This is a genomic window from Streptomyces sp. NPDC048441 (assembly GCF_043200235.1).
GTDB lineage: Bacteria > Actinomycetota > Actinomycetes > Streptomycetales > Streptomycetaceae > Streptomyces.
Genome location: NZ_JBICXM010000002.1, coordinates 766945 through 789129, shown reverse-complemented (window position 1 = coordinate 789129; position 22185 = coordinate 766945). Strand labels below are relative to the sequence as shown.

Sequence of the window (22185 nt, the reverse complement as noted above, 5' to 3'; positions counted from 1 at the left end):
GTCTGCCAGGCGGACCCGTGCGCGAGGATGGCCGCATGGACAGCGATCTTGCGGGGGCCGTGCTGCGGCTCGATGGGGTGGGGCGGCGCTATGCCGTCGGCGGGCCGTGGGTTCTTCGTGGTGTCGGTTTCGGCATCCGCGCGGGCACGCTGGTGCGGATAGAGGGGGCGAACGGCACGGGCAAGTCGACCCTGCTGCGGCTGCTCGCCGGGATCGATGCCCCGAGTGAGGGCCGTGTCGTGGGCCGGCCGCGCACGGCGTACGTCCCCGAACGCTTCCCGGCGGCGCTGCCGTTCACGGCCGCCGGGTACCTCACGCACCTGGGGCGCATCCACGGCCTGGCGAAGGGGGCGGCCGAGCGGGGCGCGGAGGAGTGGCTGGAGCGCTTCGGTGCCGGGAGTCATGCGCGTACGCCTCTCTCGGAACTGTCCAAGGGCAGCAGCCAGAAGGTCGCCGTGGCGCAGGCGCTCCTCGCGGGCCCCGGCCTCCTTGTGCTCGACGAGGCGTGGACGGGCCTGGATGCCGCCGCCCGCGACGAACTCGACCGGGCGGTGGCCGAGCGGATCGCGGAGGGTGGCGCCGTGGTCTTCGTTGACCATGATCCACGGCGACTCCCGGGGATGGTGGACGTGACGTACGCGGTGGTGGGGGCGGAGGTCAACCTCCGTACCAGGGAAGGCAGTTCGGATGAGGCAGCTGCCGCGGACGGCGGCCCTGCGGTGGTGATCGAGGCGCAGGGTCCGCCGGGCGCCGCGCCGCCTCATGTGCCGGGCACTGTCACCGGGCACTCTCCGGAGGGGGTGGTGCTGCTGACGGTTCCGGCGCCCCACTCGGATGTCGCGCTGCGGGCGCTGCTGACGGCTCGCCCGCCGTGGCATGTGGTGTCGGTATCCGGGGCGGGGGCGGGGGCGTCCGATCAGGTGTCGGCGTCCGGCTTCGGGGCATCGCCCGCCGCGCCCGCGAGCGAGGTGCGTGACCGGTGAACGCCCTGCTGCACTACCAGTCCGCGCTCCTGCTGCGCTCCCAGCGCTGGCTCGCCCCCGTCATCCTGTACGCCGCGTTCCTCGCCGTCGGCGTACAGAGCGGGCAGCCCGTCCTTGACTCCCTCGCGTACGCCGCTGCCGCGCTGCTGCCCGTCGCCGCCTGGCTGGTACGGATCTGCGTCACCAACGAGCCGCCCGCCGCCCGCAGCTGTGCCGCCGCTGCGGTCGGGCCCTGGCGGGCGCACCTGGCCTGTCTGCTCTCCGCCTGCTTCGCGGCGATCGTGCTCGGCGCCGTCGCCACCGCCGTCGTCGCGATGATCAGTGACGCGGCGAGCACCGATCACCGGACGGCGGTGAACCGGATCGCGGCGAGCGGCGCCGGGCTGCTCGCCATGCTGGTGAGCGCGTTCCTCGGCACCGCCATCGGAGCCGTCACCAGCTGGCCGCTGTTGCGGTCGCCGGGCAGGGCGATCGGGGTGCTGCTGCTCGCCGCGCTGCTCGCCCTCGTCACCACGGGCTCACCCGCGAAGGCGGCTCTGACGGGCCTGGTCACGGGGTCGCGCGACGGGGTGGTGCCGGTGCCGTTGCTGCCGGTCGCGGGGGCGGCGGTGCTCGCGCTGGCGGCGGTGGGCGCGGCCTGCGGGATGGCTTCGCGCAGGGGCTGAGCCCCTCCGGCTGCCGGGGGTGGCTCAGCCCGAACAGGCCGTGCGCTGAGCCTCGTGCCACTCGCACACGGGGCACAGCGTCACGCCCTTGTGCGTCTTTGGGTACTCGGTGGGCTCGCGGCACAGTACGCACTCGGCGAAGGGGGCATCGGCGTCGGGGGAGTCGTCCATGCGGGGAAGGCTATCCCCGTGCGTCGGCCGCCCTGATCTGCTCCGACACCCGGACGAACCGGAAGCCGCGCTCACGCAGCTTAGGGATGATCGTCCGCAGGGCGCGCTCCGTCGTGGGTGCCGCGCTGCGCGTGCAGTGCATGACGACGACCGATCCTGGACGTACCCCGGCGAGCACCTGCTCGGCCACCGCGTCGGCGTCCGTCGCGAAGGCATCGCCGCTCACCACGTCCCACTGCACGGCTGTGACGCCGCCCGGCGCGAGTGCGCGCAGCGCCCGCTTGTCGTAACAGCCGCCGGGGAAGCGGAAGTACGGCACCGGGTGCTCGACGCCCGCCTTGCGGAAGGCGGTGAAGGCGCGCTCCATGTCGGCGCGCATACGGGAGGCGGGGAGGGTCGGCAGGCCGTAGCAGTGCTTGGTGAAGGCGTAGTGGCTGTACGAGTGGTTGGCGACCTCGAAGAGCGGGTCCCGCCCGATGTCCTTGGCCTGAGCCGGGTACTCCTCGGCCCACCGCCCCGTCATGAAGAAGGTCGCGGGGACCTTCATCCGGCGCAGGGTCGCCACGAGCGCCGGATGGTCGAACCGCTCTCCCGCCGCGGCGCGGGGCCCCTGATCGGCGGTCATGTCGGCGTCGAAGGTGAGGGCGACCGTGGGTGCGGCGGCGGCCGGGGCGCGGGGAGCGTTCTTGAAGACGGGGGTGAGGCCCGCCGGGCCGGGGGCGAGGGTCGCGGCGGGCCGGGGCGGCGCGCTCGCGGAGGGGTGCGCGGCCTGGTCCCGGCCGTGCGGTGCGGGGGCGCCGCTGCCGCAGGCGCTGAGCGAGGTGAGCGCGGTGAGGGTGAGGGTGGTCAGGGCGCAGGTGGTGGTCAGTCTTCGTGCCAGACGTGCCGGACGTGCCAGGCGGGCCAGACGTGCAGGGGTGGTCATCTGGCGAACATATAGTCTGAAAAGGCGCAAAACGGTAAAGGTGGGGCGCGCTGACCCGGAAGGCGCTAGACGTCACCTGTCCGCCGGAGCTGCCGGAGCTGCCCGAAGCGTGGGAGCCGTCGGAAGCATCGGAACCGCTAGTACTGCCGGAACCTTCGATAGCCGACCCTGACAAGCGGGGCGTCAGCCTCCCCTCCTCAGGCTCCTTCACCCTCCCCACAGCCTCCGCCGATCCCCCAACGGGTCGAACTCCACCCGAGGCTCCGAATCCAGCACCATCGTCGCCCGCCGGGAAGCATCGAACTGAGGCCACTCGGGGAGGAGTTCAGTTCCAGGGTGACCTCCGCGGGCAAAGCAGGTCCACGCCCCGCTCATCGCATCCGCGAGCCCCTGCGAGGCCTTCTCGCCGACCCAGGCGCGCAGCCCCGGCCCGTCCAGTACGTCGAACACGTACGGAATGTCGAGCGTATGGGCCGAGCCGAGCCCACCCCCGAGCACCGGCGTGGTCGCGCGGAAGAGATACGACCAGGCGGCACCCCCGCCCGCCACCGCCGCATCGAGCAGCGCGTCGGTCTGAGAGCGGAACAGGCGGTCGGTGATGAGCGCGGCGAGCGACTCCGTGGGCGCTGCCGACGCGGGGCCCTCGTACGCCTCGTACACCGCCCGTGCCTCCGCGGCCCTGCCCGGTGAGGGAAACATCGAGGTCAGCGCCTCGTCGAAGGCGCTCGGCTCGATCGCGGGGCCGAGCCCGACGAACAGCCGTGCCTCGTGCTCGTTCGTGCCCGCGATGATCGGGATGTGCGCGCACGAGCCGTCGCGGATCGCCTGCACGGGCGGCAGTGGCAGCACCGCGCCGTCCACGACCGGCGCCAGGGCGAGCGGGTCCGTCGGGTAGTGGCGCGCCAGCTCGTCCTGAGCGGCGAGTATCAACTCGGCAGAAGCCGTACGGATATCGGCCCCCGCACCGCCCAACTCCCTCAGTGCATCAGCGAATACGTCAGCTATCTCGCTCGCCGACTCCCGTGTCTTCACCGTCTCGGCGGGCGCGCTCTGCAGGATCGCCCGATGGAACAACGGCCGCGCGGCGGGCGCGCCGAGCAGCGCGGCGATGCTGCCGCCGCCCGCCGACTCCCCGAAGACCGTCACCGACCCCGCGTCGCCCCCGAAGTGCCCGATGTTGTCGCGCACCCAGCCGAGCGCGGCGATCTGGTCCTGTAGCCCGAGGTTGGCGGACCGCGCGTACTCCTCGCCGAGGAGGTGTGGAACGTACAGCCAACCAAGCGCGCCCAGGCGGTAGTTGAAGGAAACGACGACCATGTCGTAGCGCTCCGCGAGGCGCGCGCCGTCCGTCCACACCTGTAGGCCGCGGCCCTGGACGTAGCCGCCGCCGTGGACCCACACCATGACGGGGCGGCGGCCCGCGGTCGAGGGCGTCCAGACATTGACGGTCAGGCAGTTCGCCTCACCGGTGACGAACCGCTCGTAGCCGACGACGTCCTCGAGGAGCGGATCGCCGCCTTGCGGGGGAGCGGGGGAGGCGGCCAGGCAGTCTCGTACGCCGTCCCAGGGCGCGGGCCCGGCCGGCGGTCGCAGACGAAGCTCGCCGATCGGGTCGGCGGCGTAAGGAATGCCCAAGTAGCGCTGAACATCGCTGAGTTGCTCGCCGCGGACGGTGCCGCTCGCGGTGCGGGTGGTTGCTGTCTCCATCGCCTGGCCGGAACCCGGATGCGGGTCGGGCAGATCCACGTTCGCGAGGACCTCAGGCCCCCCGAACTGCTTGAAACGCGCTGCCTTCATCATTCGTTCCGATCTAGTTGGCGTCGCGAGCCGGCCGACGCGCCACGCGGTAGCGGAGGTAGACGAATTTCGAGCTGAACGTGCGGGTCTCGACGAGTTCGAGATCCACCCGGCGCTCGCGCTGGGGAAAGAACGGAATGCCACCGCCGACAAGGACCGGGTGGACCATGGCCCGGTACTCGTCGATCAGACCTGACGCGGCAGCCTCGGCGGCGAGCGTCGCGCCGCCGATCGCGATCTCGCCCTCGCCCGGCTCGGCCCGCAACCGCTCGATCTCCTCGGCCAGGCCGCCGGAGACCAGACGGGCATTGCCCTGCACCGCCGACAGCGTGGTGGAGAACACCACCTTGGGGAGCGGATTCCAGAGCCCGGCCCACTCGAGCATCGAGTCGTCGAGCGAGGGATCCTGGTCGGCGGTCTCCCAGTACAGCATCGTCTCGTACAGCCGTCGCCCCAACAGGTGGACGCCGACGTCTCGGATCTCGTCGATCCAGAAGCGGAAGACATTCTCGTCGGGCGCCGTCCAGTCGAAGCTGCCGTCCGGCCCGACGATGTAGCCGTCGAGTGAGACGTTCATCGAATAGGTCACCCTGCGCATGAGAGTCCTCCTCGGTAAGGGGTTCGACAGTACGACCGCCGGACGCTGCCCGGCCCTGACTGACGCGCGGATACTCCCGCGCGTCTGCCCGACCGGACGCGGACTCAGATTTTGGAGCGATCGATTCACCATGTGCTAGCGTCCCGACGTGTAGTTATGGAGCAGTCGCTCCAAAACCCGAACTGTGGTCAGCGTGATCAGGAGGAGCGTCAATGCCGCCTGCGGTGTACATACTTGGGCTCGGTATCTTCACCCAAGGGACCTCGGAGTTCATGCTCTCCGGCCTGCTGCCGGGCATGGCCGCGGATCTGGGAGTGTCGATCCCGGACGCCGGGCTGCTGATCTCGGCCTTCGCCCTCGGCATGGTGATCGGGGCGCCGCTCCTCGCGGTGGCCACCCTGAGCTGGCCGCGGCGCACCGCCCTCGTCTCCCTCCAGGCGGCCTTCGTCGTCGCTCACGTGATCGGCGCGCTCGCGCCCGGCTACGGAGTCCTGTTCGTCACGCGTGTGGTCAGCGCCCTCGCCTACGCGGGGTACTGGGGTGTGGCCGTGGCCACCGCGGTCGCTCTCGTGCCCGGGGCGGCGAAGGGGCGGGCGGTCGCCGTCGTGGCGGGCGGGCTCACGCTGGCCACCGTCGTCGGCGTCCCTGCGGGCACTGTCCTGAGCCAGTACTCCAGCTGGCGCGCGGCGTTCTGGGCGGTGGCGGCGGCCACCGTGGTGAGCCTCGTGTACACGCTGCTCGTCGTCCCCGGCGGCCGGAGCGAATCCGGGCGTACGTCGGTGAAGGCCGAGCTGCGCGGCATGGCGCGGCCTCAGCTCTGGCTCTCGTACGCCATCACGGCCTTCGCCTTCGGCGCGGTCATCGTCACCTTCAGTTACCTCGCGCCTCTGCTGACCGAGGTGAGCGGAGTCTCCGAGGGGTGGGTGCCCGCGGTCCTCGCGCTGTTCGGTGTCGGCGGGATGGTGGGCCTGGTCGTCGGCGGACGCACGGCCGAGGCGCGTCCCCTGTGGACCCTCGGCCTGGGGCTCGGGGCGCTCGCCAGCTGCTCCGCGCTGCTCGCGCTGACGGCTCGCTCCACCGTGGTCGTGATCGTGCTGGTCCTTCTCCTCGGCCTGGCCGGCTACGTGACCAACCCGGCTTTGCAGTCAAGGGTTTTCACCCTCGCCCCGGCCGCCCCGACGCTGGTCGGCGCCACCAATACGGCAGCGTTCAACGTCGGCAACACCGTGGCCCCACTACTCGGCGGCCTGGTCATCGACGCCGGGCTCGGCTACGCCTCCGTGGCCTGGGTCGGCGCCGGGCTCGCCGCTGCCGGGGCGGTGGGGGTGCTCTGGGCGGCGCGGCTCCAGCGGGCGGCGGGGGATGCGGGGCGGGATGCCGGGGCGGAGCCCCGGGAGCGTATGAGCGTGGCCGGCTGAGCGCGGTGCTTCCGCCCGCGTCGCGTCGTCAAGTTTTGTACGCATGTTCCAAAACCCGTAGTGTGGGGGACATGGCCAGGCCACGAGAGTTCGACGAGGACCGCGTCATCACCGCGGCCATGGAGACGTTCTGGCGTCACGGGTTCGAGGGCACGTCGACGCGTGCGCTCTGTGACAGCACCGGGCTCGGGCCCTCCAGCCTCTACAACACCTTCGGCGGCAAGCGTCAGCTCTATCTGCGTGCTCTGCGGCGCTACTACGAAACCAGCACCGCCGAGCAGATCGAGATCCTGTGGGGCGAAGGGCCGGTCAAGGAGCGGCTGCGGGACATGATGGTCCATGCCGTCGACGCCGATCTCGACGAGGCGCAGGGGCGCGGCTGCTTCGCGATCAACGCGGCCGTCGAGATCGGCGCGCTCGACCCGGAGGTCAAAGACGCGGTCCGCCGCAACTTCGACCGCGTGGAGGAGGAGCTGTGCGCGGTCGTGACGGCCGGTCGGCGCACCGGGGAGCTCCGCTCCAACGCCGACGCCCGGACCGTCGCCCGCCGTGTGCAGAGCACCTATTACGGCCTCCGCGTCCTCGCCCGCGTCCAGGACGACCGGCAGGCCCTGCTCGACACGGTGGAGAGTGCGCTAGCCGAGCTCTGATGCCTGATGCCTGATGCCTGATGCCTGATGCCTGATGTTTGGTGTCTGATCTCTGACCCCGCGCCGCCACGTCAGTGAAGCGCCATGTGGGCCGCGACGGCCTTGGCACACTCGATGGACTCCGCCCGCGTCGTGCACACCTCGACGTCGTAGCGCACGCCCTGATGCACGGTGTCCGCCTGTGACCTGGCCATGCCCGCCACCCGGTCGCCCCGCGCGGCCTCACGCCCCTCGGCCACCGTGGCCTCGCATCTGACCCCGACCCACAGCACCCCGAGGCCGTGGCCGTCCAGCGCCTTGCGCCATCGCTCCTGGGATGCGGCCTGGCCGAGGAACACCTCGTCGACGATGATCCGGGCGCCCGCACGGGCCATCGCGGCGACGCCCTCGATCCACGCCTCCTCGAGCTCACGGAACTCAGGCCCGACGACCACCTCGCCGTCCGGAGCGAACTCGATCCCCGCGTCCGACGCGCGCAGGGACCTGGGCAGCGCATCGACGAACGTGTCCGTCCCGAAGGTCAGCCAGGGGTCCGGCAGTATGTCTTGCAGGCAGCGGGCGATGTCGGACTTCCCCGAGCTTGAGCCGCCGTTGAGGACAATCACTTGAGTCGAGTGAGTCGCTTGAGTTGTCTTAGTCGTCACAGCGCGACAGTAGACGCGGCAGTAGAACTGAACACGGCACGTGTTCACGTGAAGTATCCCCAGAAGTAGCCACGGCTGATTGGATGTGCGGCGGCCATCACGGCCACAACAACGCCCCCCACCCACAGGAGATTCAGTGCCGCACCCAGCGCTGCGCAGGACTCACGCCGCCGCGATCACCACCGTGCTCGCCGCCGCCACGCTCGCCGCCGTCGCCCCGTCCGCGACCGCCGGCGACGCCCCTGCCGCCTCTGCCGCGACACCCGCACTCAAGGTGCTCACGTACAACGCGTTCCTCATGAGCAAGAATCTCTACCCGAACTGGGGTCAGGACCACCGTGCCAAGGCCATACCGGCCGCGGACTTCTACCAGGGCAAGGACGTGGTCGTCCTCCAGGAGGCCTTCGACAACTCCGCGTCCGACGCGCTGAAGGCCAACTCCGCGGACCGCTACCCGCACCAGACCCCCGTGATGGGCCGGAGCAAGGACGGCTGGGACGCCACCGGTGGTGCGTACTCCTCGGTGACCCCGGAGGACGGCGGCGTGACCGTCCTGAGCAAGTGGCCGATCGTGCGCAAGGAGCAGTACGTCTACAAGGACGCCTGCGGCTCCGACTCGTACTCCAACAAGGGCTTCGTCTATGCCCAGTTGGATGTGAACGGGGCCAAGGTGCATGTCGTCGGAACCCATACCCAGTCCACCGACCCCGGGTGCGGCTCCGGTGAGGCCGCCTCGACGCGCGCCAAGCAGTTCAAGGAGATGGACGCCTTCCTGGACGCCAAGAACATCCCGGCGGACGAACAGGTCATCGTGGCGGGCGACTTCAACGTCGACTCGCACAGTGCCGAGTACGCGTCGATGCTCGCCGACGGAGGGTTCGCTCCCGCCGACGGGCGTACGGGCCACCCGTACTCCTTCGACACCCAGGACAACTCCATCGCCGCCGAGCGCTACCCGGACGACCCCCGCGAGGACCTCGACTACGTCCTGCACCGCACGGGCCACGCCCGCCCCGCCGCCTGGCACAACGAGGTGGTCAAGGAGCAGAGCGCGCCCTGGACGGTCTCCAGTTGGGGCAAGCAGTACACCTACACCAACCTGTCCGACCACTATCCGCTGATCGGCTCTTAGCGGCCACGGGCCGGGTGCGCGGCAGGTCGCCGCGCACCCGGCGTCCGGTCAGGTCCTGTGCCAGGGCCCCGTCACCGCGAACGTCGTGCCGGGGGTGTAGCAGTTCACGTACATCGTTTCGTGATCGGGCGAGAAGCAGACGCCCGCGAACTCGCCCCACTCCGGCTCCTGCGGGGTGCCGATGTTCTGCTGGCCGCGGGCCATCGCGTAGACCTCGCCGCGGCGCGTCAGGCCGTACACGTGCTGCGCGCCACCGCCGTCCTCTGCCACCATCAGGCCGCCGCTCGGTGCGAGGCAGATGTTGTCGGGGGACTCGCCCGGCAGCTGGATGTCGGTGCTCGGGCCGAAGACGATCACGAGGGTGAGGCGGCGCTCGGACGGGTCGTAGCGCCAGATCTGGCCGAAGTGATCGGCGGCGGAGCCCTCCGCGCTGTGTGCGAACGACGAGACGAAGTAGACGGACTTTCCGCCCCAGTAGCAGCCCTCCAGTTTCTGGGCGTGCGTGACGCCCTTGGGGCCGAAGTCCTGGTTCCTGATGGGGGTTTGGGCGGCCAGTGGGTCCGGTACGTCGACCCACTCGACGCCCTCGAAGTGCGCGCCCGTCTCCTGGATCGCGGACAGGTCGGGCACGCCGGGCACCCGCATGGCCTGGAGCTTGCCGCCCGCTCGGAGCGAACCGCGGCCGCCCTCGGGCTTCTTGGGCAGGAAGCGGTAGAAGAGGCCGAAGGGCTTGAGGAAGGCGTCCTCGGTCTCGTAGACGACACCACGTCTGGGGTCGACGGCGATCGCCTCGTGCTGGAAGCGGCCCATCGCGGTGAGCGGCACGGCTCCGGTGCGGTGCGGGTCGACGGGGTCGACCTCGAAGATGAAGCCGTGGTCCTTGGTGTAGCCGTTCGTGCCAGCCTTGTCCTCGGTCTCCTCGCAGGTCAGCCAGGTTCCCCAAGGGGTGGGCCCGCCCGCGCAGTTGACCGCGGTCCCGGCGATCGCGACGCGCTCGTCCAGGACGTTGTTGTGGCGGTCGAGCGTGAGCGCCGTACAGCCGCCCTTGCCCATCGGGTCGTAGGTGAGTCCCTTGACCGTGGGCACGGGGATCTTGCCGGTGACGCGGTTCTCGTGGTTGCGGACGAGGTTGGTGCCGCCGTGCTTGCCGCGGAACGTGGCCATGCCGTCGAAGTTGCTCGGCACCTTGCCCTCACCGGACGGCAGATCGGTGCCCTCCCGTGAGAGGACCTTATAGCGGAAACCTTTCGGCAGATCGAGCAGTCCGGCGGGGTCGGGCACCAGGGGCCCGTACCCGCCCTTGCCCTGCGCGGCCGCGCTCCCGGCGAAGAGCTCCGAGAGGGCGCCGGTGAAGGCGATGCCCGCACCCACCGCTCCGGTACGGGCAAGGACTTGACGTCGTGTCGTGGACATAAGAGGCCGACCTCCTGCTGGCGGACAGGAACATGACCGGATGTGTGTACCACGCGCCCTGGCGCGCGGGAACCACGCGCGTAGCGGTGAGTCGCTACGGCTTCACGAGTCCCTTCGCGTCCCGCGCGAGCGCCGTGAGACGCGATATCGCCCGGAAGTACTTCTTCCGGTAGCCGCCGTTCAGCATCTCCTCGCTGAACAGCTGGTCGAAGGGGACACCCGATGCGAGCACCGGGACCTCGCGGTCGTACAGGCGGTCGGCGAGCACGACGAGGCGCAGGGCCGTCGACTGGTCGGGGACCGGCGTCACATCGGTGAGGCAGACGGCCTTGAGCCCGTCGGTCAGCGCTCCGTACCGGCTGGGGTGGACGCGCGCGAGGTGGTCGAGCAGATGCGGGAAGTCGTCGAGGCTCGCGCCGTCGGTCGCGTAGGCGGTCTTGGCGACCTGCTCATCCGAGTACGGAGCGGGCGCCTCCGGAAGACCCCGGTGGCGGTAGTCGTCGCCGTCGATGCGCAGCGACTTGAAGTGGGTGGAGAGGCCCTGGATCTCGCGCAGGAAGTCGGCGGAGGCGAAGCGGCCCTCGCCGAGCTTGCCCGGCAGTGTGTTCGAGGTCGCGGCGAGCGCCACGCCCTCCTCGACGAGGCGCGCGAGCAGCGAGGAGACGAGCACCGTGTCGCCCGGGTCGTCGAGCTCGAATTCGTCGATGCAGAGCAGCCGGTGCCCGCTGAGGGTGCGCACGGTCTGCTGGAAGCCGAGCGCACCGACCAGGTTCGTCAGCTCGACGAAGGTGCCGAACGCCTTCTGCTCGGGCGCGGCGGGCGTCGCGTGCCAGAGGGAGGCGAGGAGGTGGGTCTTGCCCACTCCGTAGCCACCGTCGAGGTAGACGCCACGGGGTCCGGCAGGCGCGGCGGGCTTCGAGCGCGCGAACCAGCGGCGCTTGCCCGCGCCGGACGCGTGCGCCCCGCCGAGCCCGGCAGCGAAGCCGCTCAGGACCCGCACGGCCTCGGTCTGGCTGGGCTGATTGGGGTCCGGGATGTACGTATCGAAGCGGACGGAGTCGAAACGCGGCGGCGGCACCATCTCGGCGACCAGACGGTCGGCGGGGACATGGGGCGCGCGGGCGCACAGTGACTGGGGACCCGCTTCGGCTATGGGGCTCTGCCCGGGGGCGGCGGTGGAGGACGACACGGTTCCTAACTCTAAGCGCCGTGCAAGACTGCTGGATATGCGACGCCTGTTCCCTGTGACAGACCAGACAGACGAAACATCAGTACGAGAGTGGGGGCTGGGGGAGCTGGCCGACGCGTACGCCTATCCATCGAGTTCTTCGGGCTCCTCGGGTTCTTCGGGCTCCTCGGGTGGCGGCGCCTGGCTGCGCGCCAACATGGTGTCCACGCTCGACGGTGCGGCCCAGCACGACGGCCGGTCGCAGCCCATCTCCAGCGCCACGGACATGCGGATCTTCGGCACCTTGCGCGGAATCGCCGATGCCGTGGTCGTCGGGGCCGAAACGGTCCGCAAGGAGGGCTATCGGCCCGCACGCGCGCGTGAAGCCTTCGCTGAGCGCAGGGCGGCCGCCGGGCAGGCGGTGGCGCCCGCGATCGCCGTGGTCAGTGCGAGCCTCGACCTGGATTTCACCCTTCCGCTTTTCACCTCGCCCCTGGTGCCCACGCTCGTGGTGACCGGTGCGGCGGCGCCCGCCGACCGGATCGCCGCGGCCGAGAAGGCGGGCGCCGTGGTGGTGACCGCGGGCGACGGGGCGGTGGTCGAGCCCGAGCGGGTCGCGCCCGCCCTGGCCGAGCGCGGCCTCACCCGGCTGCTCACGGAGGGCGGACCCCGGCTGCTCGGCCAGTTCGTGGCGGCGGATGCCCTTGATGAGCTCTGTCTGACGGTGTCCCCGATGCTCACCGCGGGGGACGCGCAGCGGATCTCCTGGGGGTCCGCGGTGGCGGCGCCGGAACGATTCGCACTGGCGTCCGTACTGGAGGAGGCCGGGTTCCTCTACACCCGATACCGTCGAATCTGACAATCGGCGGAATCAGCCGTTCCGTTTGGCTTCCGTTGGGCACACTAAAAGTCGCAGACCCCGTGCGGCCACGGGGCAGGATGGTTTCCGCAGGGGCCTGTCGAGACAGACTCTCGGCAGCCCACGGATGAGAAGGGCGCCTGTCGTGTTCACAAGCGTATTGATGATCGAGAAGGCCCTGACCTCCGCTGATGTGGAGTTCGTCACCACCTTGCACGGGGACGAGACGGTCACCTTCCGGGTGCTGCTCCAGCCCCGCGGCGACCAGGCGGACCGCCTGCTGCGGGCCATCGACGACGTCGCTCTGGGGGAGCTCGACGAAGCGGCGAAGGAAGGGGAAGTGCCGGAGGGGCAGGATGCGGCGGCTTTCGCGCAGAAGGCGCTGGAGGTCTCGCTGAAGGCGTTGCATTCGGCGGGGTGTGAGGCTGCGGGGCAACTGATCGAGGATCACCCGCTTGACGCACTCAAGCAGCTGGTCGACGAGGCGAATGCGGATGAGGTCATCGTGCTGACCGATCCGCACTACGTGGAAGAGTTCTTCCATCGAGACTGGGCGTCGCGTGCCCGGCACAAGGTGGGCGTACCGGTTCTGAAGCTGTTCTCGCATACGGAGGACTAGAGGACTAGAGGACTAGGCGTGGCGCTGGGTGCGGTGATTTTCCGCGGGCCCGGTGGGGGCTGGTCGCGCTCGCGCGGCGGAGCCGCATGTGTCACAGCCCCGCGCTCCTTACGGGGCCCTTGCGGGACGCAGATGTGCTTGCTGGACGGCCTAGGCAATAGTCTGGGCTCTGCTCATCTGCCGTAACTCTTGGACTCTTGGGGAGACACACGTATGGCACCCGGCCTGCCCACCGCCATGGATCGACCGCACTTCATCGGCATCGGCGGCGCCGGCATGTCGGGGATCGCCAAGATCCTGGCCCAGCGTGGTGCCAAGGTCGCGGGGAGCGACTCGCGGGAGTCCGCCACGGCCGAGGCCCTGCGGACGCTGGGCGCCACGGTCCACGTCGGCCATGACGCCGCGCACCTCGCGACCGACGCCACCTGTGTGGTCGTCTCGTCGGCGATCCGTGCCGACAACCCCGAGCTGGCCCGTGCCACCGAGCTCGGCATCCCGGTGGTCCACCGTTCGGACGCCCTGGCCTCCCTCATGGAGGGCCTGCGTCCGATCGCGGTGGCGGGCACGCACGGCAAGACCACGACGACGTCGATGCTCGCGGTCACCCTCTCCACCCTCGGCCTCGACCCCTCGTACGCGATCGGCGGCGACCTGGACGCGCCGGGCTCGAACGCCCTGCACGGCGACGGCGACATCTTCGTCGCCGAGGCGGACGAGAGCGACCGCAGCTTCCACAAGTACGCGCCCGAGGTCGCCATTGTCCTGAACGTGGAGCTCGACCACCACGCCAACTACGCGTCGATGGACGAGATCTACGAGTCCTTCGAGACCTTCGCGGGCAAGATCGTCCCCGGTGGCACGCTGGTGATCGCCGCTGACCAGTCGGGTGCGGCGGAACTGACGAAGCGCGTGCGCGAGCAGGGCGAGCTGAAGGTCGTCACCTACGGCGAGTCCGAAGGTGCCGACCTGCGCATCCACAAGGTCACCGCGCGCGGCCTGACCAGCGAGGTCACGGTCGTCCTCAACGGCAAGTTCCTGACCTTCACGGTCTCGGTCCCCGGCCGCCACTACGCCCACAACGCGGTGGCCGCCCTCGCCGCGGGCATCGCCCTCGGCATCCCGGCGCACAACCTGGCATCGGCCCTCGGCTCCTACACCGGCGTCAAGCGCCGCCTTCAGTTGAAGGGCGAGGCGTCGGGCGTCCAGGTCATCGACTCGTACGCGCACCACCCCACCGAGATGTCGGCGGACCTGGAAGCGATGCGCTCTTCCGCGGGCGACTCACGCCTCCTGGTCCTCTTCCAGCCCCACCTCTTCTCCCGCACGCAGGAGCTCGGCAAGGAGATGGGCCAGGCCCTGGCCCTCGCGGACGCCTCCGTGGTCCTGGACATCTACCCGGCCCGTGAGGACCCGATCCCCGGCATCACCAGCGCCCTGATCATCGAAGCGGCCGTGGCCGCGGGCGCCGATGTACGGGCCGTGCACGACAAGAGCGAGGCCGCCGCAGTCGTCGCGGGAATGACGCGGCCCGGTGATCTCGTTCTCACCATGGGAGCGGGCGACGTCACGGACATCGGCCCGCAGATCCTGGCCGAACTGTCGAAGTAGCAAGTCGAAGAAGTAAGGGGTTCAGTCTCATGTCGTACGACGTCGAGAAGCCGGACGAGCAGTGGCGCGAGGAACTGAGCCCCTCGGAGTACGCGGTCCTGCGCCAGGCGGGCACGGAGCCCGCCTTCGTGGGTGAGTACACGGACACGAAGACCAAGGGCGTCTACTCCTGTCGCGCATGCGGCGCGGAGCTCTTCACCTCGCAGGAGAAGTTCGAGTCGCACTGCGGCTGGCCGAGCTTCTTCGACCCGAAGGACACGGACGCGGTCGAGCTGCTCCAGGACACCTCGCACGGCATGGCACGTACCGAGGTGCGGTGCGCGCGGTGCGGGTCGCATCTTGGGCACGTGTTCGAGGGCGAGGGGTATGCGACACCGACGGACCAGCGGTACTGCATCAACTCGATCTCCTTGACGCTGGCGCCTGACGAGGGCTGAGCGACAACTTCGCCGGCGGCCCGCCCTCACGCCCCCGCGTGCACCAGGCTCGCCCATGTCCAGGGGCGGTCCCGGTGGCTGTGCCGCAGTGAGCTGACCGTGCGGTGCAGGGCGAGGGCCGCGGGCAGTGGGTCTGCCGCCGCCATCGACGGGGCCAGGGCGCGGTGGAACACCGAAGCCGCCGTCGAGGCGAACGCGTCGCCCACCTCCCACAGAGTGGCGACCGACTGGGAGTAGCCCGCGAGCTGGAAGGCCGACGCGAGGTGCACCGCCTCGTCGGCCAGGGCAGGCGACGCGCTGCCACGGGCCGTGCCGCAGGCCGAGAGGTAGGCGAGCTGGGCGTTGTCCAGGCGCAGCGCGGCGATGTCGTTGAGCTGAAGGTCTCCGTCGGACAGCAGCAGCCGGCTCGCGGCCAGGTCTTCGGGGTCGCTGCCCGCGTGGCAGGCGAAGTGCACCACGGCCGCGTCCACCAGGGCCGCACGGACCGCGTCCCGGGTGGCGGCGGGCCCGATCAGCGGAAGCCCGCCGCCCGAGGCCACGGCATCGGCGGCCTCGGCGACGGTACGGGACAGCGAGGGGTGCCCCGAGGTCTCCGGCACGGCCACGGCCAGCGTGTGCCGCCGCCCCGAGGCCGCGCGCGTCCTGGCCCGGCTGAAGAGCAGGGCCCGCAGCGTCGGCGTATAGGAAGAGGCCACTCGGTCGAGCACGGAGGCGCCCTCTGTGTCCTGACCGCCGTGGCGTCCGGCGGCGTGCAGCGGGAACGAGTTGAGTACGCCCGACGGCGACCACCACAGGCGGGGCCAGGGCACCCCCGGCTCGGGCGGTCCGGTGAACCCGAGGGCGTCGAGGACCGGTTCGGCGAGGACGTCCCACAGCCAGGCGAGCGTCCCGGTGAAGACCTCCCGGGAGTCCTCGAACAGGGGGTCGCGCGGCCCGGCGTTCAGCGTTTCCACCGCGAGGCGGAAGGACTCCGCCTGGGCCGCCAGATCGGCGGCGTCGAGCCGGGGCAGCGGGATCGAGTGCAGTCCGTCGGGGCACAGGGCCAGGGCGTCGCAGCGGCGCGGGTTGACGTTGATGCTGACCACGGGGCCCTCCGCGGCGGCGGGCAGCAGGTTGTCGAGGCTCAGCGGCAGAGGCGTCAGGAAGCGCTGGAACTGGGGGCGTTGCTGGAGTTCCGCGACGATCCGGGCGGCTTCCTCGGCGGCCGTGCGGTACTCGGCCTCCTTATCCGGAGCGGGCCACCGGCCGGGACCGATCGCCTGGCGGTGGGTGCGGACCCGCTCCAGGGCGGCGCGCAGCCTGGCGTGCAGGGCGGCATCGGTGCCGTGCAGCTCCGCCAGTTCCCTGCGGGCGTTAAGCGCTCCGGAGAGCAGATGCGAGCGGCCGTCCTCCAGGGTTTCCAGGGCTTCCACGGGGTCGTGGCGTTCGAGCGCGGTGACGGCGCCGTCGGAGGCGAGGCGGGTCACCAGGCTCGGCGACCGGCCTTCCTGTGGGGGCCCCGACCTCAGCAGGCCGGTGTTCTGGACACGCCGCAGGGTGACGGAGGACCACTGCGTCAGGAGCAGGGCGGTGCGAGGCGGGGGTTCGGGAGCCGCGGTCAGTTCGCGGGCGATGTCCTGGGCCTCCTCGAAGTCGGCCTCGTCGGACCAGATCACGTGGCGGGTGAACAGGCTCATGGCCAGGGTGATGCGGGCCTCGGTGCGTTCCGGTGAGTCTGTCTCCGGTGAGCCCGTGGCCAGGGTCGCGAGCTCCCGGCGGCTGGTCTTCACGGCGTCCTCGAGCAGCTCCAGCTGATCGAACGGGGACTCGTCCGAGAACATCAGTGCCGCGTGCGCGCCGAAGAGCTCGGGGGTGATGCCCACCTCCTTCAGAAGGGCGGGGAGCGTCTCGAGGAACTCCTGCATCAGCGGCAGGGTCTGCCGCATCGCCCGCAGCCGGGTCTTCACATCACCCGGTGTGTTCATGGCCTTCGCCATGAGCAGCATGGCGCGCATGGCACGAAGGAAGCGGTGCTCGCGGGAGCCGGCCGGTATCCGTGGCTCCAGGCGCTCGTGGCATTCCAGGAGTTCGTCGACGCCGCGGGTGTCCACGACCTCCTGCGGCGGTTCGCTCGCCGCCGCGTCGCCGTCTGCCCCCTCCAGTTCCCCCTCCAGGAGCGCGGCGAGCGCCTGGGCCCGTTCCTCCTCGGGCAGCCGCGCGATGCGCTTGGCCTCGAGCTCCATCGCCTTGGCGAAGACGTCGGCCACGCCGGTCCGGTCGCCGAAGCCCACGACCAGATTGGCGAACTCCATCATTTCCGCGTTGCGGCTGCCGTTGGTCTGCGGGCCGAGGCCGACGAGCCGCATGACCGCGGACAGGGGGTTGTCGGGGGTGTCGGCGGCTTCTCCCGAGAGCGCGGGGCGCAGCATCTCGTCGATGGCCTGCCGGGCCTCCTCCTGTTCGGGAGTCAGCTCCGACCGGGCCCTGACTTCCCCCTGGAGCATGGCCGCCTGGACCAGGAGCGTCTCGACGGCCGCCATCCGCTCCGTGTCCCCGGCGAACACGCTCTCGCCGCCCACCAGCAGATCGGTGGCTTCCTGCGGGTGCCGCGCCGCGATCAGGTTCGCGGCGAGGCGCAGCGTCACATCCGCGTGGTCGGGGTGGCCGTCGGGGGTGAGGGTGAGCAGCCGGCGCAGCGGCTCGACGGCTTCCCCGGCCTGCGCGGCGGCCTGCGGCCGGTCGTCGCCGGGGCAGCCGATCAGTGCGGCGTCGGCCAGTCGGTCGAGGCGTACGCGCAGGGATTCCTCGTCCTGGGCGGGGGTGAGCTCCAATGCCTGCCGGAGGGCCTGGACGGCCTCCTCGCGTACGGCGGGCTCCACTTCGTCGCCCGCCTCGGCGGACCGGCCGTACAGGATGAGGGTATGGCCCAGGTCCGCCCACATCTGCGGAAGGTTCTCGTCGAGCTCGGTGGCGGTCCGAGTGGCGATGCGGAACATCGCTGCCGCTTCGGGCAGTTGCGTACGGTCCTCGGCGTGCGCGGCGGCGTTGAGCAGCGCGAGCCCGAGGCCGTTGGCGCAGCGGGCGTGGTTGGGGTGCTCGCGCGCCGTGGCCGCGAAGGCGGTACGCAGGACGGCGACGGCCTCGGTGATCTGCTCGGGGCCGGGGCCGGGGCCGGGGCCGGGGGCGGGGGCGCTGAGGAGCAGGGCGTAGCCGAGGTTGCAGCCGGCCACCGCGCGGTCCGGGCCCTCGGCCGCCAGATACGGCAGGGCGGCGCGCAGGAGCCCGGCCGAAGCGGGGGCAGCGGCGGGGTACGGCAGCCCGATGGCCAGTTCGATGAGGAGCATCGCCAGATTGGCGAGGGCCTCGGCGTGTGCCTGGACGGCCGCGTCGGGGTCGGCGGGGCGTCGTCCGTCGGGGCCGATGATCTGGTCGAGCCCGGCGCGCAGGGGCGGCGGCAGCACGTCCTGCTGGCCCGGCGGGTTGTAGTAGAAGGAGCCGAGGAGCAGCAGGGCGAGCCGTGCCTCCTGTTCACCGGTCGGGGCCTGGGGCCGGTCGTCGGCGCGGCACAGGTACAACACCCCCAGGACGTACGCCACTTCGGCGTCCACCCCGGCAGCTGCCGGATCGTCGCCGGGAGTGAGGACGAGATGCCGCAGCAGCCGGTCGGCCTCCCCGCCCGCGTCCTCCGTATGGAGATGGGCGTTGCCCGCGGGCCCGCCCACCGCGTCGATGCGGTGGCGTACGGCCCGCAGTAGGTGATCGCGCTCGGTGGGCCGGTCGTCGTTGCCGTTGCCGTCGTCGGCTGAGGCTTGCGGATCTGTCATGGTCGGTGCACCCCCGTAGGTCGTACTGATCCGTGGTCAGTAGTGCCGTGATGCTCAGTGGTGCCGTGGCCCCGCGCCCTTGCGGAACCGCTCGGTCATAGCCGGGCCGAGGCTCGGCCGGATCGGCGCGGCCTCCTCGTCGAACCGCTCGAACAGCTCCTGGACGTGGACGTCGACGGCGGACTCCACGAGCTCGGCATAGTCATCGGCCCGGTCACGGCCGCGCCGCCAGGCCACCAGCGCCGCCCCGGTCCCGGCCACGGCGCTCGGCCACCACACCGCGCCGAGAAGGAGATAGAGAGCGGCCCAGCCACCGAGCCGCATCACCTCGTCGAAGCGCTGCCGTGACTCGGTGAGTGGCTGCCGTGTGCTGTCGGGGAGCAGTAGCCACAACCGGGGCCAGGCGTCCGCGAGTTCGAGGCGGTAGTCGCGCCGGACCCGGTCGGCGGGAGCGCGGAGCCGGTCGCCCATCCAGGTCGGGCAGTGCGGAGGGATCAGCGAGAGCTCGTTGCGCTGAGCTTCCAACTCTCCGGCCTGGGTGGCGAGGTCGGCGAGTCGCGTCCGCCCCTCCGGAGTCTCCGCGTCATCGTGCTGCTCGGCGTCGAGGCGGGCGCGGTGACAGGCGTCGGCCGCGTCGTCCCTCTCCCGCCATGCCCTGCGCCGCCGCTCGGTGAGCGCGGCGGCCGGTCGGCGCAGCGGTCCTGGCCAACGGCCGAGAATCAGCTGTTCGTAAGGGCCTGCGAGCCCCTCGGCCACCAGAGCCACGGCGAAGGACGCGGCGAGGACGGCGATGAGCAGCACCGCCGTACGCGTCGAACCCGATCCCGCGGCGGTGAGATCGGCCAACTCGCCGCGCAGCATGGCGGCATCGGACCAGTGGCTCTGGCGCAGGACCAGGGCGACGGCCGCGACGGCGGTGAACACCAGGCCTGGCATGACCATCGTGGTGGCCCAGCGGTCGACGAGCCGTCTGCCGAAGTCGGTGACGAGTCCGGTGAACATGCCCGGCCGCTCAGGCCTCGGCGACGAAGCGCAGCGCCAGATCGAAGACCGCGCACACCGGCCGCTCCCCGTCGGCCGCCCGGCGCTCCTGCCGCTCGCAGACGCCCTGCGGGCAGATGTGGTAGCCGGGCAGCGTCCGCGGGGCGCTGTCCGGGACTCGGGTCGGCCGGTGCGAGACCCGGTGGGATTCCCCCTCCTCCAAGTCCTCCGGATCGCCTGCCGACGGCGGCGCGGGCGGGGGTCCGAAGCCCAGCAGTTCGAGGTGCCCGTCGACGGGTTCCCCCGCGCGGGCGGCACGCAGCGCACTGTCGATCACCGACCGCTTCTCCGCGCCGACAGGCCCTCGGTGCAGTCTGCGCAAGCGGGGCAACTGTGAGCAGAGAAGGGCCAGTTGATGACTCTGATCCGAGTGTGACAGCACGTCGGTCATGGTAGCCGGGTATCTGTCCCATCGGCGCGATGCCCCGTCGCTGAGGGCATCGCGCCGACCGGTCACCGTATGCAGGTCATACAGGTCATGCAGGACAGCAGGTCAGGCAGAACTAGAACGTCAGCTTCCAGCTGTTGATGTAGCCCGTGTCCTGCGCCGCCACATCCTGGACGCGGAGTTTCCAGGCGCCGTTCGCCGCCTCGCTCGACGCGTTGACCGTGTACGTGGCGATGACGTTGTCCGCCGAGTCGCTGCCGCTCGAGTTCTTCAGGCGGTACGCCGTGCCGTCGGGGGCGACCAGGTCGACGACCACGTCACCGCGCCAGGTGTGCCGGATGTCGACGTCCACCTTGAGGGTGGCCGGGGCGTTGCCCGTGCGGCCGGTGACGTTCACGGTCGAGGTCACCGCGGCGCCGTTGTCCGGGATGGCGACGTCGGCGGTGTTCTCGTACGTGTCGCCGGGCGGGACGGGGGTGTCCGCGCCGAGGGTCCAGACGGCGTGGGCGATGGCGTCGCTGTTGCGGTCGAGGGCGGTGTCGTTGATGTTCGCCGAGGTGTCACAGGACGAGTGGTAGCAGCGGTCGAAGGCCTGGCCCGCCGTGCCGCCCCACTTCTGGGCCTGCGCGGAGGTCTTGGTGTAGTCGGCGCCGGAGAAGAGGCCGCCGACCGGGATGCCGACGTTCTTGAAGCTGGCGTGGTCGGAGCGGCCGTCGCCCTCGGTCTCGATCTCCGTGGGGACGTTCAGGCCCGCGTAGTAGTCCTTGAAGGTCTTCTCGATGACCGGGTCGTCGTCATAGACGAAGTAGCCGGGGTTCGGGGAGCCGATCATGTCGAAGTTGAGGTAGCCGGAGATCTTCGAACGCTCGGTGGACGGGAGGTTGTTGACGTAGTACTTCGAACCGACCATGCCCAGTTCCTCCGCGCCCCACCAGGCGAAGCGCAGATGGCGGGTGGGCTGCAGCTGGGCGCGGGAGACAGCGAGCGCGGTCTCCAATATGCCGGCCGAACCCGAGCCGTTGTCGTTGATGCCGGGCCCCGCGGTCACGCTGTCGAGGTGGGCGCCCGCCATCAGGACCTTGTTGGCGTCGCCGCCCGGCCAGTCGGCTATGAGGTTGTAGCCGGTGGCGCCGCTGGAGGTGAACTGCTGCACGCTGGTGGTGAATCCGGCCGCGTCCAGCTTGGCCTTCGCATAGTCGATGGAGGCCTTGTACCCGGCTCGGCCGTGGGCGCGGTTGCCGCCGTTGGCCGTGGCGATGGACTGGAACTGGGAGAGGTGCGCCTTGACGTTGGCGAGCGGGATGTCGGGGGCGGCGAGAGTCGGCGAGGGGGCTGCGGGTCTCGCGGGGGCGGACGGTGCTGCGAAGGCCGCGGGCGCGGCGGTGGCGAGCAGTCCGGCTGCCGTGAGGGTGGCGACGCCCGCGGCGGCCCGTCTCAGGGCGCGGGGCAGGGCGGGTCGGGAGATTCTCATGTGGGGCTCCGAATTCCGAACAGTGGGAGGGACGGAACGTACGAGACGCCCTGCGACATGGATGCCGCAGGGCGCTGGAGCTGTACAGAGGTGCTGGGTGCGTGTGCGTTGCCTGATGTTCGGGGTGCGGGGACCTGTAGTCAAGAGAGGAATCCGGTCAGATGCCGGACAGGCGTGTTCGCCTACCGGACGCTGCGGTCTGGCCCTCTGCCCGGAGCCGACCAGTCCGGAGCCGACCGGCGGCCCGGCGACGTATGACGACCGGCCCGGCGACGTATGACGACCGGCCCGGCGACGTATGACGATCGGCCGGTCATCGCCAGGAGGGGTGCCGGTGACCGCCTACAGTTCCCCGCCCAGTTCCCCGCCGCCGCGAGCGTGACGCGACGCGGCGG

20 protein-coding genes are annotated in these 22185 nt (G+C 70.9%); 9 read left to right on the top strand and 11 right to left on the bottom strand.

Annotated features, from left to right (window positions below; translation table 11 throughout):
• Nucleotides 1–35: 35 nt before the first annotated feature.
• Together ACGFSB_RS07750 and ACGFSB_RS07745 are read left to right on the top strand one after the other, a co-directional pair.
• Nucleotides 36–983, top strand: a complete 948-nt coding sequence (locus ACGFSB_RS07750; protein WP_393395612.1) for an ATP-binding cassette domain-containing protein — start codon at nucleotides 36–38, stop codon at nucleotides 981–983.
• A complete protein-coding gene (locus ACGFSB_RS07745) occupies nucleotides 980–1648 on the top strand; it encodes an ABC transporter (RefSeq protein WP_393395609.1) in 669 nt (222 codons plus the stop codon). Before ACGFSB_RS07750 ends, ACGFSB_RS07745 begins: the two co-directional genes overlap by 4 nt.
• 24 nt (nucleotides 1649–1672) lie before the next feature.
• Here ACGFSB_RS07745 and ACGFSB_RS07740 read toward each other — a convergent pair whose 3' ends face one another.
• From ACGFSB_RS07740 to ACGFSB_RS07725, 4 genes are all read right to left on the bottom strand, one after another.
• Complete coding sequence (locus tag ACGFSB_RS07740; protein ID WP_393395606.1) at nucleotides 1673–1819, bottom strand: hypothetical protein; 147 nt, start codon at nucleotides 1817–1819, stop codon at nucleotides 1673–1675.
• Between the two features lie 10 nt (nucleotides 1820–1829).
• Nucleotides 1830–2744, bottom strand: a complete 915-nt coding sequence (locus ACGFSB_RS07735; RefSeq protein WP_393395603.1) for a polysaccharide deacetylase family protein — start codon at nucleotides 2742–2744, stop codon at nucleotides 1830–1832.
• 207 nt (nucleotides 2745–2951) lie between these two features.
• Nucleotides 2952–4544, bottom strand: a complete 1593-nt coding sequence (locus tag ACGFSB_RS07730; RefSeq protein ID WP_393395600.1) for a carboxylesterase family protein — start codon at nucleotides 4542–4544, stop codon at nucleotides 2952–2954.
• A gap of 10 nt (nucleotides 4545–4554) precedes the next feature.
• A complete protein-coding gene (locus ACGFSB_RS07725; RefSeq protein ID WP_393395597.1) occupies nucleotides 4555–5139 on the bottom strand; it encodes a dihydrofolate reductase family protein in 585 nt (194 codons plus the stop codon).
• 212 nt (nucleotides 5140–5351) lie between these two features.
• Between ACGFSB_RS07725 and ACGFSB_RS07720 the strand changes: the two genes are divergently transcribed.
• On the top strand, nucleotides 5352–6557 hold the full coding sequence (locus tag ACGFSB_RS07720) for a Cmx/CmrA family chloramphenicol efflux MFS transporter (RefSeq protein WP_393395594.1): 1206 nt from the start codon (nucleotides 5352–5354) through the stop codon (nucleotides 6555–6557).
• 71 nt (nucleotides 6558–6628) lie between these two features.
• Nucleotides 6629–7207: a TetR/AcrR family transcriptional regulator gene (locus ACGFSB_RS07715; protein WP_393395591.1), complete on the top strand. Its 579-nt coding sequence runs from the start codon at nucleotides 6629–6631 to the stop codon at nucleotides 7205–7207.
• 71 nt (nucleotides 7208–7278) lie between these two features.
• Here ACGFSB_RS07715 and cpt read toward each other — a convergent pair whose 3' ends face one another.
• Entirely contained in the window at nucleotides 7279–7812 is a 534-nt protein-coding gene (cpt, locus tag ACGFSB_RS07710; RefSeq protein ID WP_393395589.1) for a chloramphenicol phosphotransferase CPT, read from the bottom strand.
• 175 nt (nucleotides 7813–7987) lie between these two features.
• On the opposite strand from cpt, the gene sph reads away from it, so the two are divergent.
• Nucleotides 7988–8983, top strand: coding sequence for a sphingomyelin phosphodiesterase (gene sph, locus ACGFSB_RS07705; protein ID WP_393395586.1), 996 nt, complete (start codon nucleotides 7988–7990; stop codon nucleotides 8981–8983).
• 48 nt (nucleotides 8984–9031) lie between these two features.
• Here the strand turns inward: sph and ACGFSB_RS07700 are convergent, their stop codons facing one another.
• Complete coding sequence (locus ACGFSB_RS07700; protein ID WP_393395583.1) at nucleotides 9032–10396, bottom strand: alkaline phosphatase PhoX; 1365 nt, start codon at nucleotides 10394–10396, stop codon at nucleotides 9032–9034.
• A gap of 94 nt (nucleotides 10397–10490) precedes the next feature.
• The gene (gene zapE, locus ACGFSB_RS07695) at nucleotides 10491–11585 is read right to left on the bottom strand and encodes a cell division protein ZapE (protein ID WP_393395580.1); all 1095 of its coding nucleotides are present in this window, start codon (nucleotides 11583–11585) and stop codon (nucleotides 10491–10493) included.
• 37 nt (nucleotides 11586–11622) lie between these two features.
• On the opposite strand from zapE, the gene ACGFSB_RS07690 reads away from it, so the two are divergent.
• The 4 genes from ACGFSB_RS07690 (at nucleotide 11623) to msrB (ending at nucleotide 15087) form a co-directional block, all read left to right on the top strand.
• Nucleotides 11623–12423 (top strand): pyrimidine reductase family protein, encoded by an 801-nt coding sequence (locus ACGFSB_RS07690; protein ID WP_393395577.1) that lies wholly within the window; start codon nucleotides 11623–11625, stop codon nucleotides 12421–12423.
• Nucleotides 12424–12568: 145 nt separating this feature from the next.
• Nucleotides 12569–13042, top strand: coding sequence for an indole-3-glycerol phosphate synthase (locus ACGFSB_RS07685; RefSeq protein WP_393395574.1), 474 nt, complete (start codon nucleotides 12569–12571; stop codon nucleotides 13040–13042).
• 213 nt (nucleotides 13043–13255) lie between these two features.
• Complete coding sequence (murC, locus tag ACGFSB_RS07680; protein ID WP_393395571.1) at nucleotides 13256–14650, top strand: UDP-N-acetylmuramate--L-alanine ligase; 1395 nt, start codon at nucleotides 13256–13258, stop codon at nucleotides 14648–14650.
• A 29-nt stretch (nucleotides 14651–14679) separates the two neighbouring features.
• The gene (msrB, locus tag ACGFSB_RS07675) at nucleotides 14680–15087 is read left to right on the top strand and encodes a peptide-methionine (R)-S-oxide reductase MsrB (protein WP_393395568.1); all 408 of its coding nucleotides are present in this window, start codon (nucleotides 14680–14682) and stop codon (nucleotides 15085–15087) included.
• 26 nt (nucleotides 15088–15113) lie between these two features.
• Here msrB and ACGFSB_RS07670 read toward each other — a convergent pair whose 3' ends face one another.
• The 4 genes from ACGFSB_RS07670 to ACGFSB_RS07655 form a co-directional block, all read right to left on the bottom strand.
• Entirely contained in the window at nucleotides 15114–18890 is a 3777-nt protein-coding gene (locus ACGFSB_RS07670) for a CHAT domain-containing protein (protein WP_393395565.1), read from the bottom strand.
• Nucleotides 18891–18944: 54 nt separating this feature from the next.
• Nucleotides 18945–19892 (bottom strand): hypothetical protein, encoded by a 948-nt coding sequence (locus ACGFSB_RS07665; RefSeq protein WP_393395563.1) that lies wholly within the window; start codon nucleotides 19890–19892, stop codon nucleotides 18945–18947.
• A gap of 10 nt (nucleotides 19893–19902) precedes the next feature.
• Nucleotides 19903–20253 carry a hypothetical protein gene (locus ACGFSB_RS07660; protein ID WP_393395560.1) on the bottom strand — a complete coding sequence of 117 codons (351 nt, stop codon included), beginning with the start codon at nucleotides 20251–20253 and terminating at the stop codon, nucleotides 19903–19905.
• Nucleotides 20254–20434: 181 nt separating this feature from the next.
• Nucleotides 20435–21790 carry a M28 family metallopeptidase gene (locus ACGFSB_RS07655; protein ID WP_393395557.1) on the bottom strand — a complete coding sequence of 452 codons (1356 nt, stop codon included), beginning with the start codon at nucleotides 21788–21790 and terminating at the stop codon, nucleotides 20435–20437.
• Between the last annotated feature and the right edge of the window lie 395 nt (nucleotides 21791–22185).

Coding starts and splice junctions, on each gene's coding strand:
- ACGFSB_RS07750 (WP_393395612.1), top strand. CDS start 36: ATGGACAGCGATCTTGCGGGGGCCGTGCTGCGGCTCGATGGGGTGGGG.
- ACGFSB_RS07740 (WP_393395606.1), bottom strand. CDS start 1,819: ATGGACGACTCCCCCGACGCCGATGCCCCCTTCGCCGAGTGCGTACTG.
- ACGFSB_RS07735 (WP_393395603.1), bottom strand. CDS start 2,744: ATGACCACCCCTGCACGTCTGGCCCGCCTGGCACGTCCGGCACGTCTG.
- ACGFSB_RS07730 (WP_393395600.1), bottom strand. CDS start 4,544: ATGATGAAGGCAGCGCGTTTCAAGCAGTTCGGGGGGCCTGAGGTCCTC.
- ACGFSB_RS07725 (WP_393395597.1), bottom strand. CDS start 5,139: ATGCGCAGGGTGACCTATTCGATGAACGTCTCACTCGACGGCTACATC.
- ACGFSB_RS07720 (WP_393395594.1), top strand. CDS start 5,352: ATGCCGCCTGCGGTGTACATACTTGGGCTCGGTATCTTCACCCAAGGG.
- ACGFSB_RS07715 (WP_393395591.1), top strand. CDS start 6,629: ATGGCCAGGCCACGAGAGTTCGACGAGGACCGCGTCATCACCGCGGCC.
- ACGFSB_RS07700 (WP_393395583.1), bottom strand. CDS start 10,396: ATGTCCACGACACGACGTCAAGTCCTTGCCCGTACCGGAGCGGTGGGT.
- ACGFSB_RS07690 (WP_393395577.1), top strand. CDS start 11,623: ATGCGACGCCTGTTCCCTGTGACAGACCAGACAGACGAAACATCAGTA.
- murC (WP_393395571.1), top strand. CDS start 13,256: ATGGCACCCGGCCTGCCCACCGCCATGGATCGACCGCACTTCATCGGC.
- msrB (WP_393395568.1), top strand. CDS start 14,680: ATGTCGTACGACGTCGAGAAGCCGGACGAGCAGTGGCGCGAGGAACTG.
- ACGFSB_RS07670 (WP_393395565.1), bottom strand. CDS start 18,890: ATGACAGATCCGCAAGCCTCAGCCGACGACGGCAACGGCAACGACGAC.
- ACGFSB_RS07665 (WP_393395563.1), bottom strand. CDS start 19,892: ATGTTCACCGGACTCGTCACCGACTTCGGCAGACGGCTCGTCGACCGC.
- ACGFSB_RS07655 (WP_393395557.1), bottom strand. CDS start 21,790: ATGAGAATCTCCCGACCCGCCCTGCCCCGCGCCCTGAGACGGGCCGCC.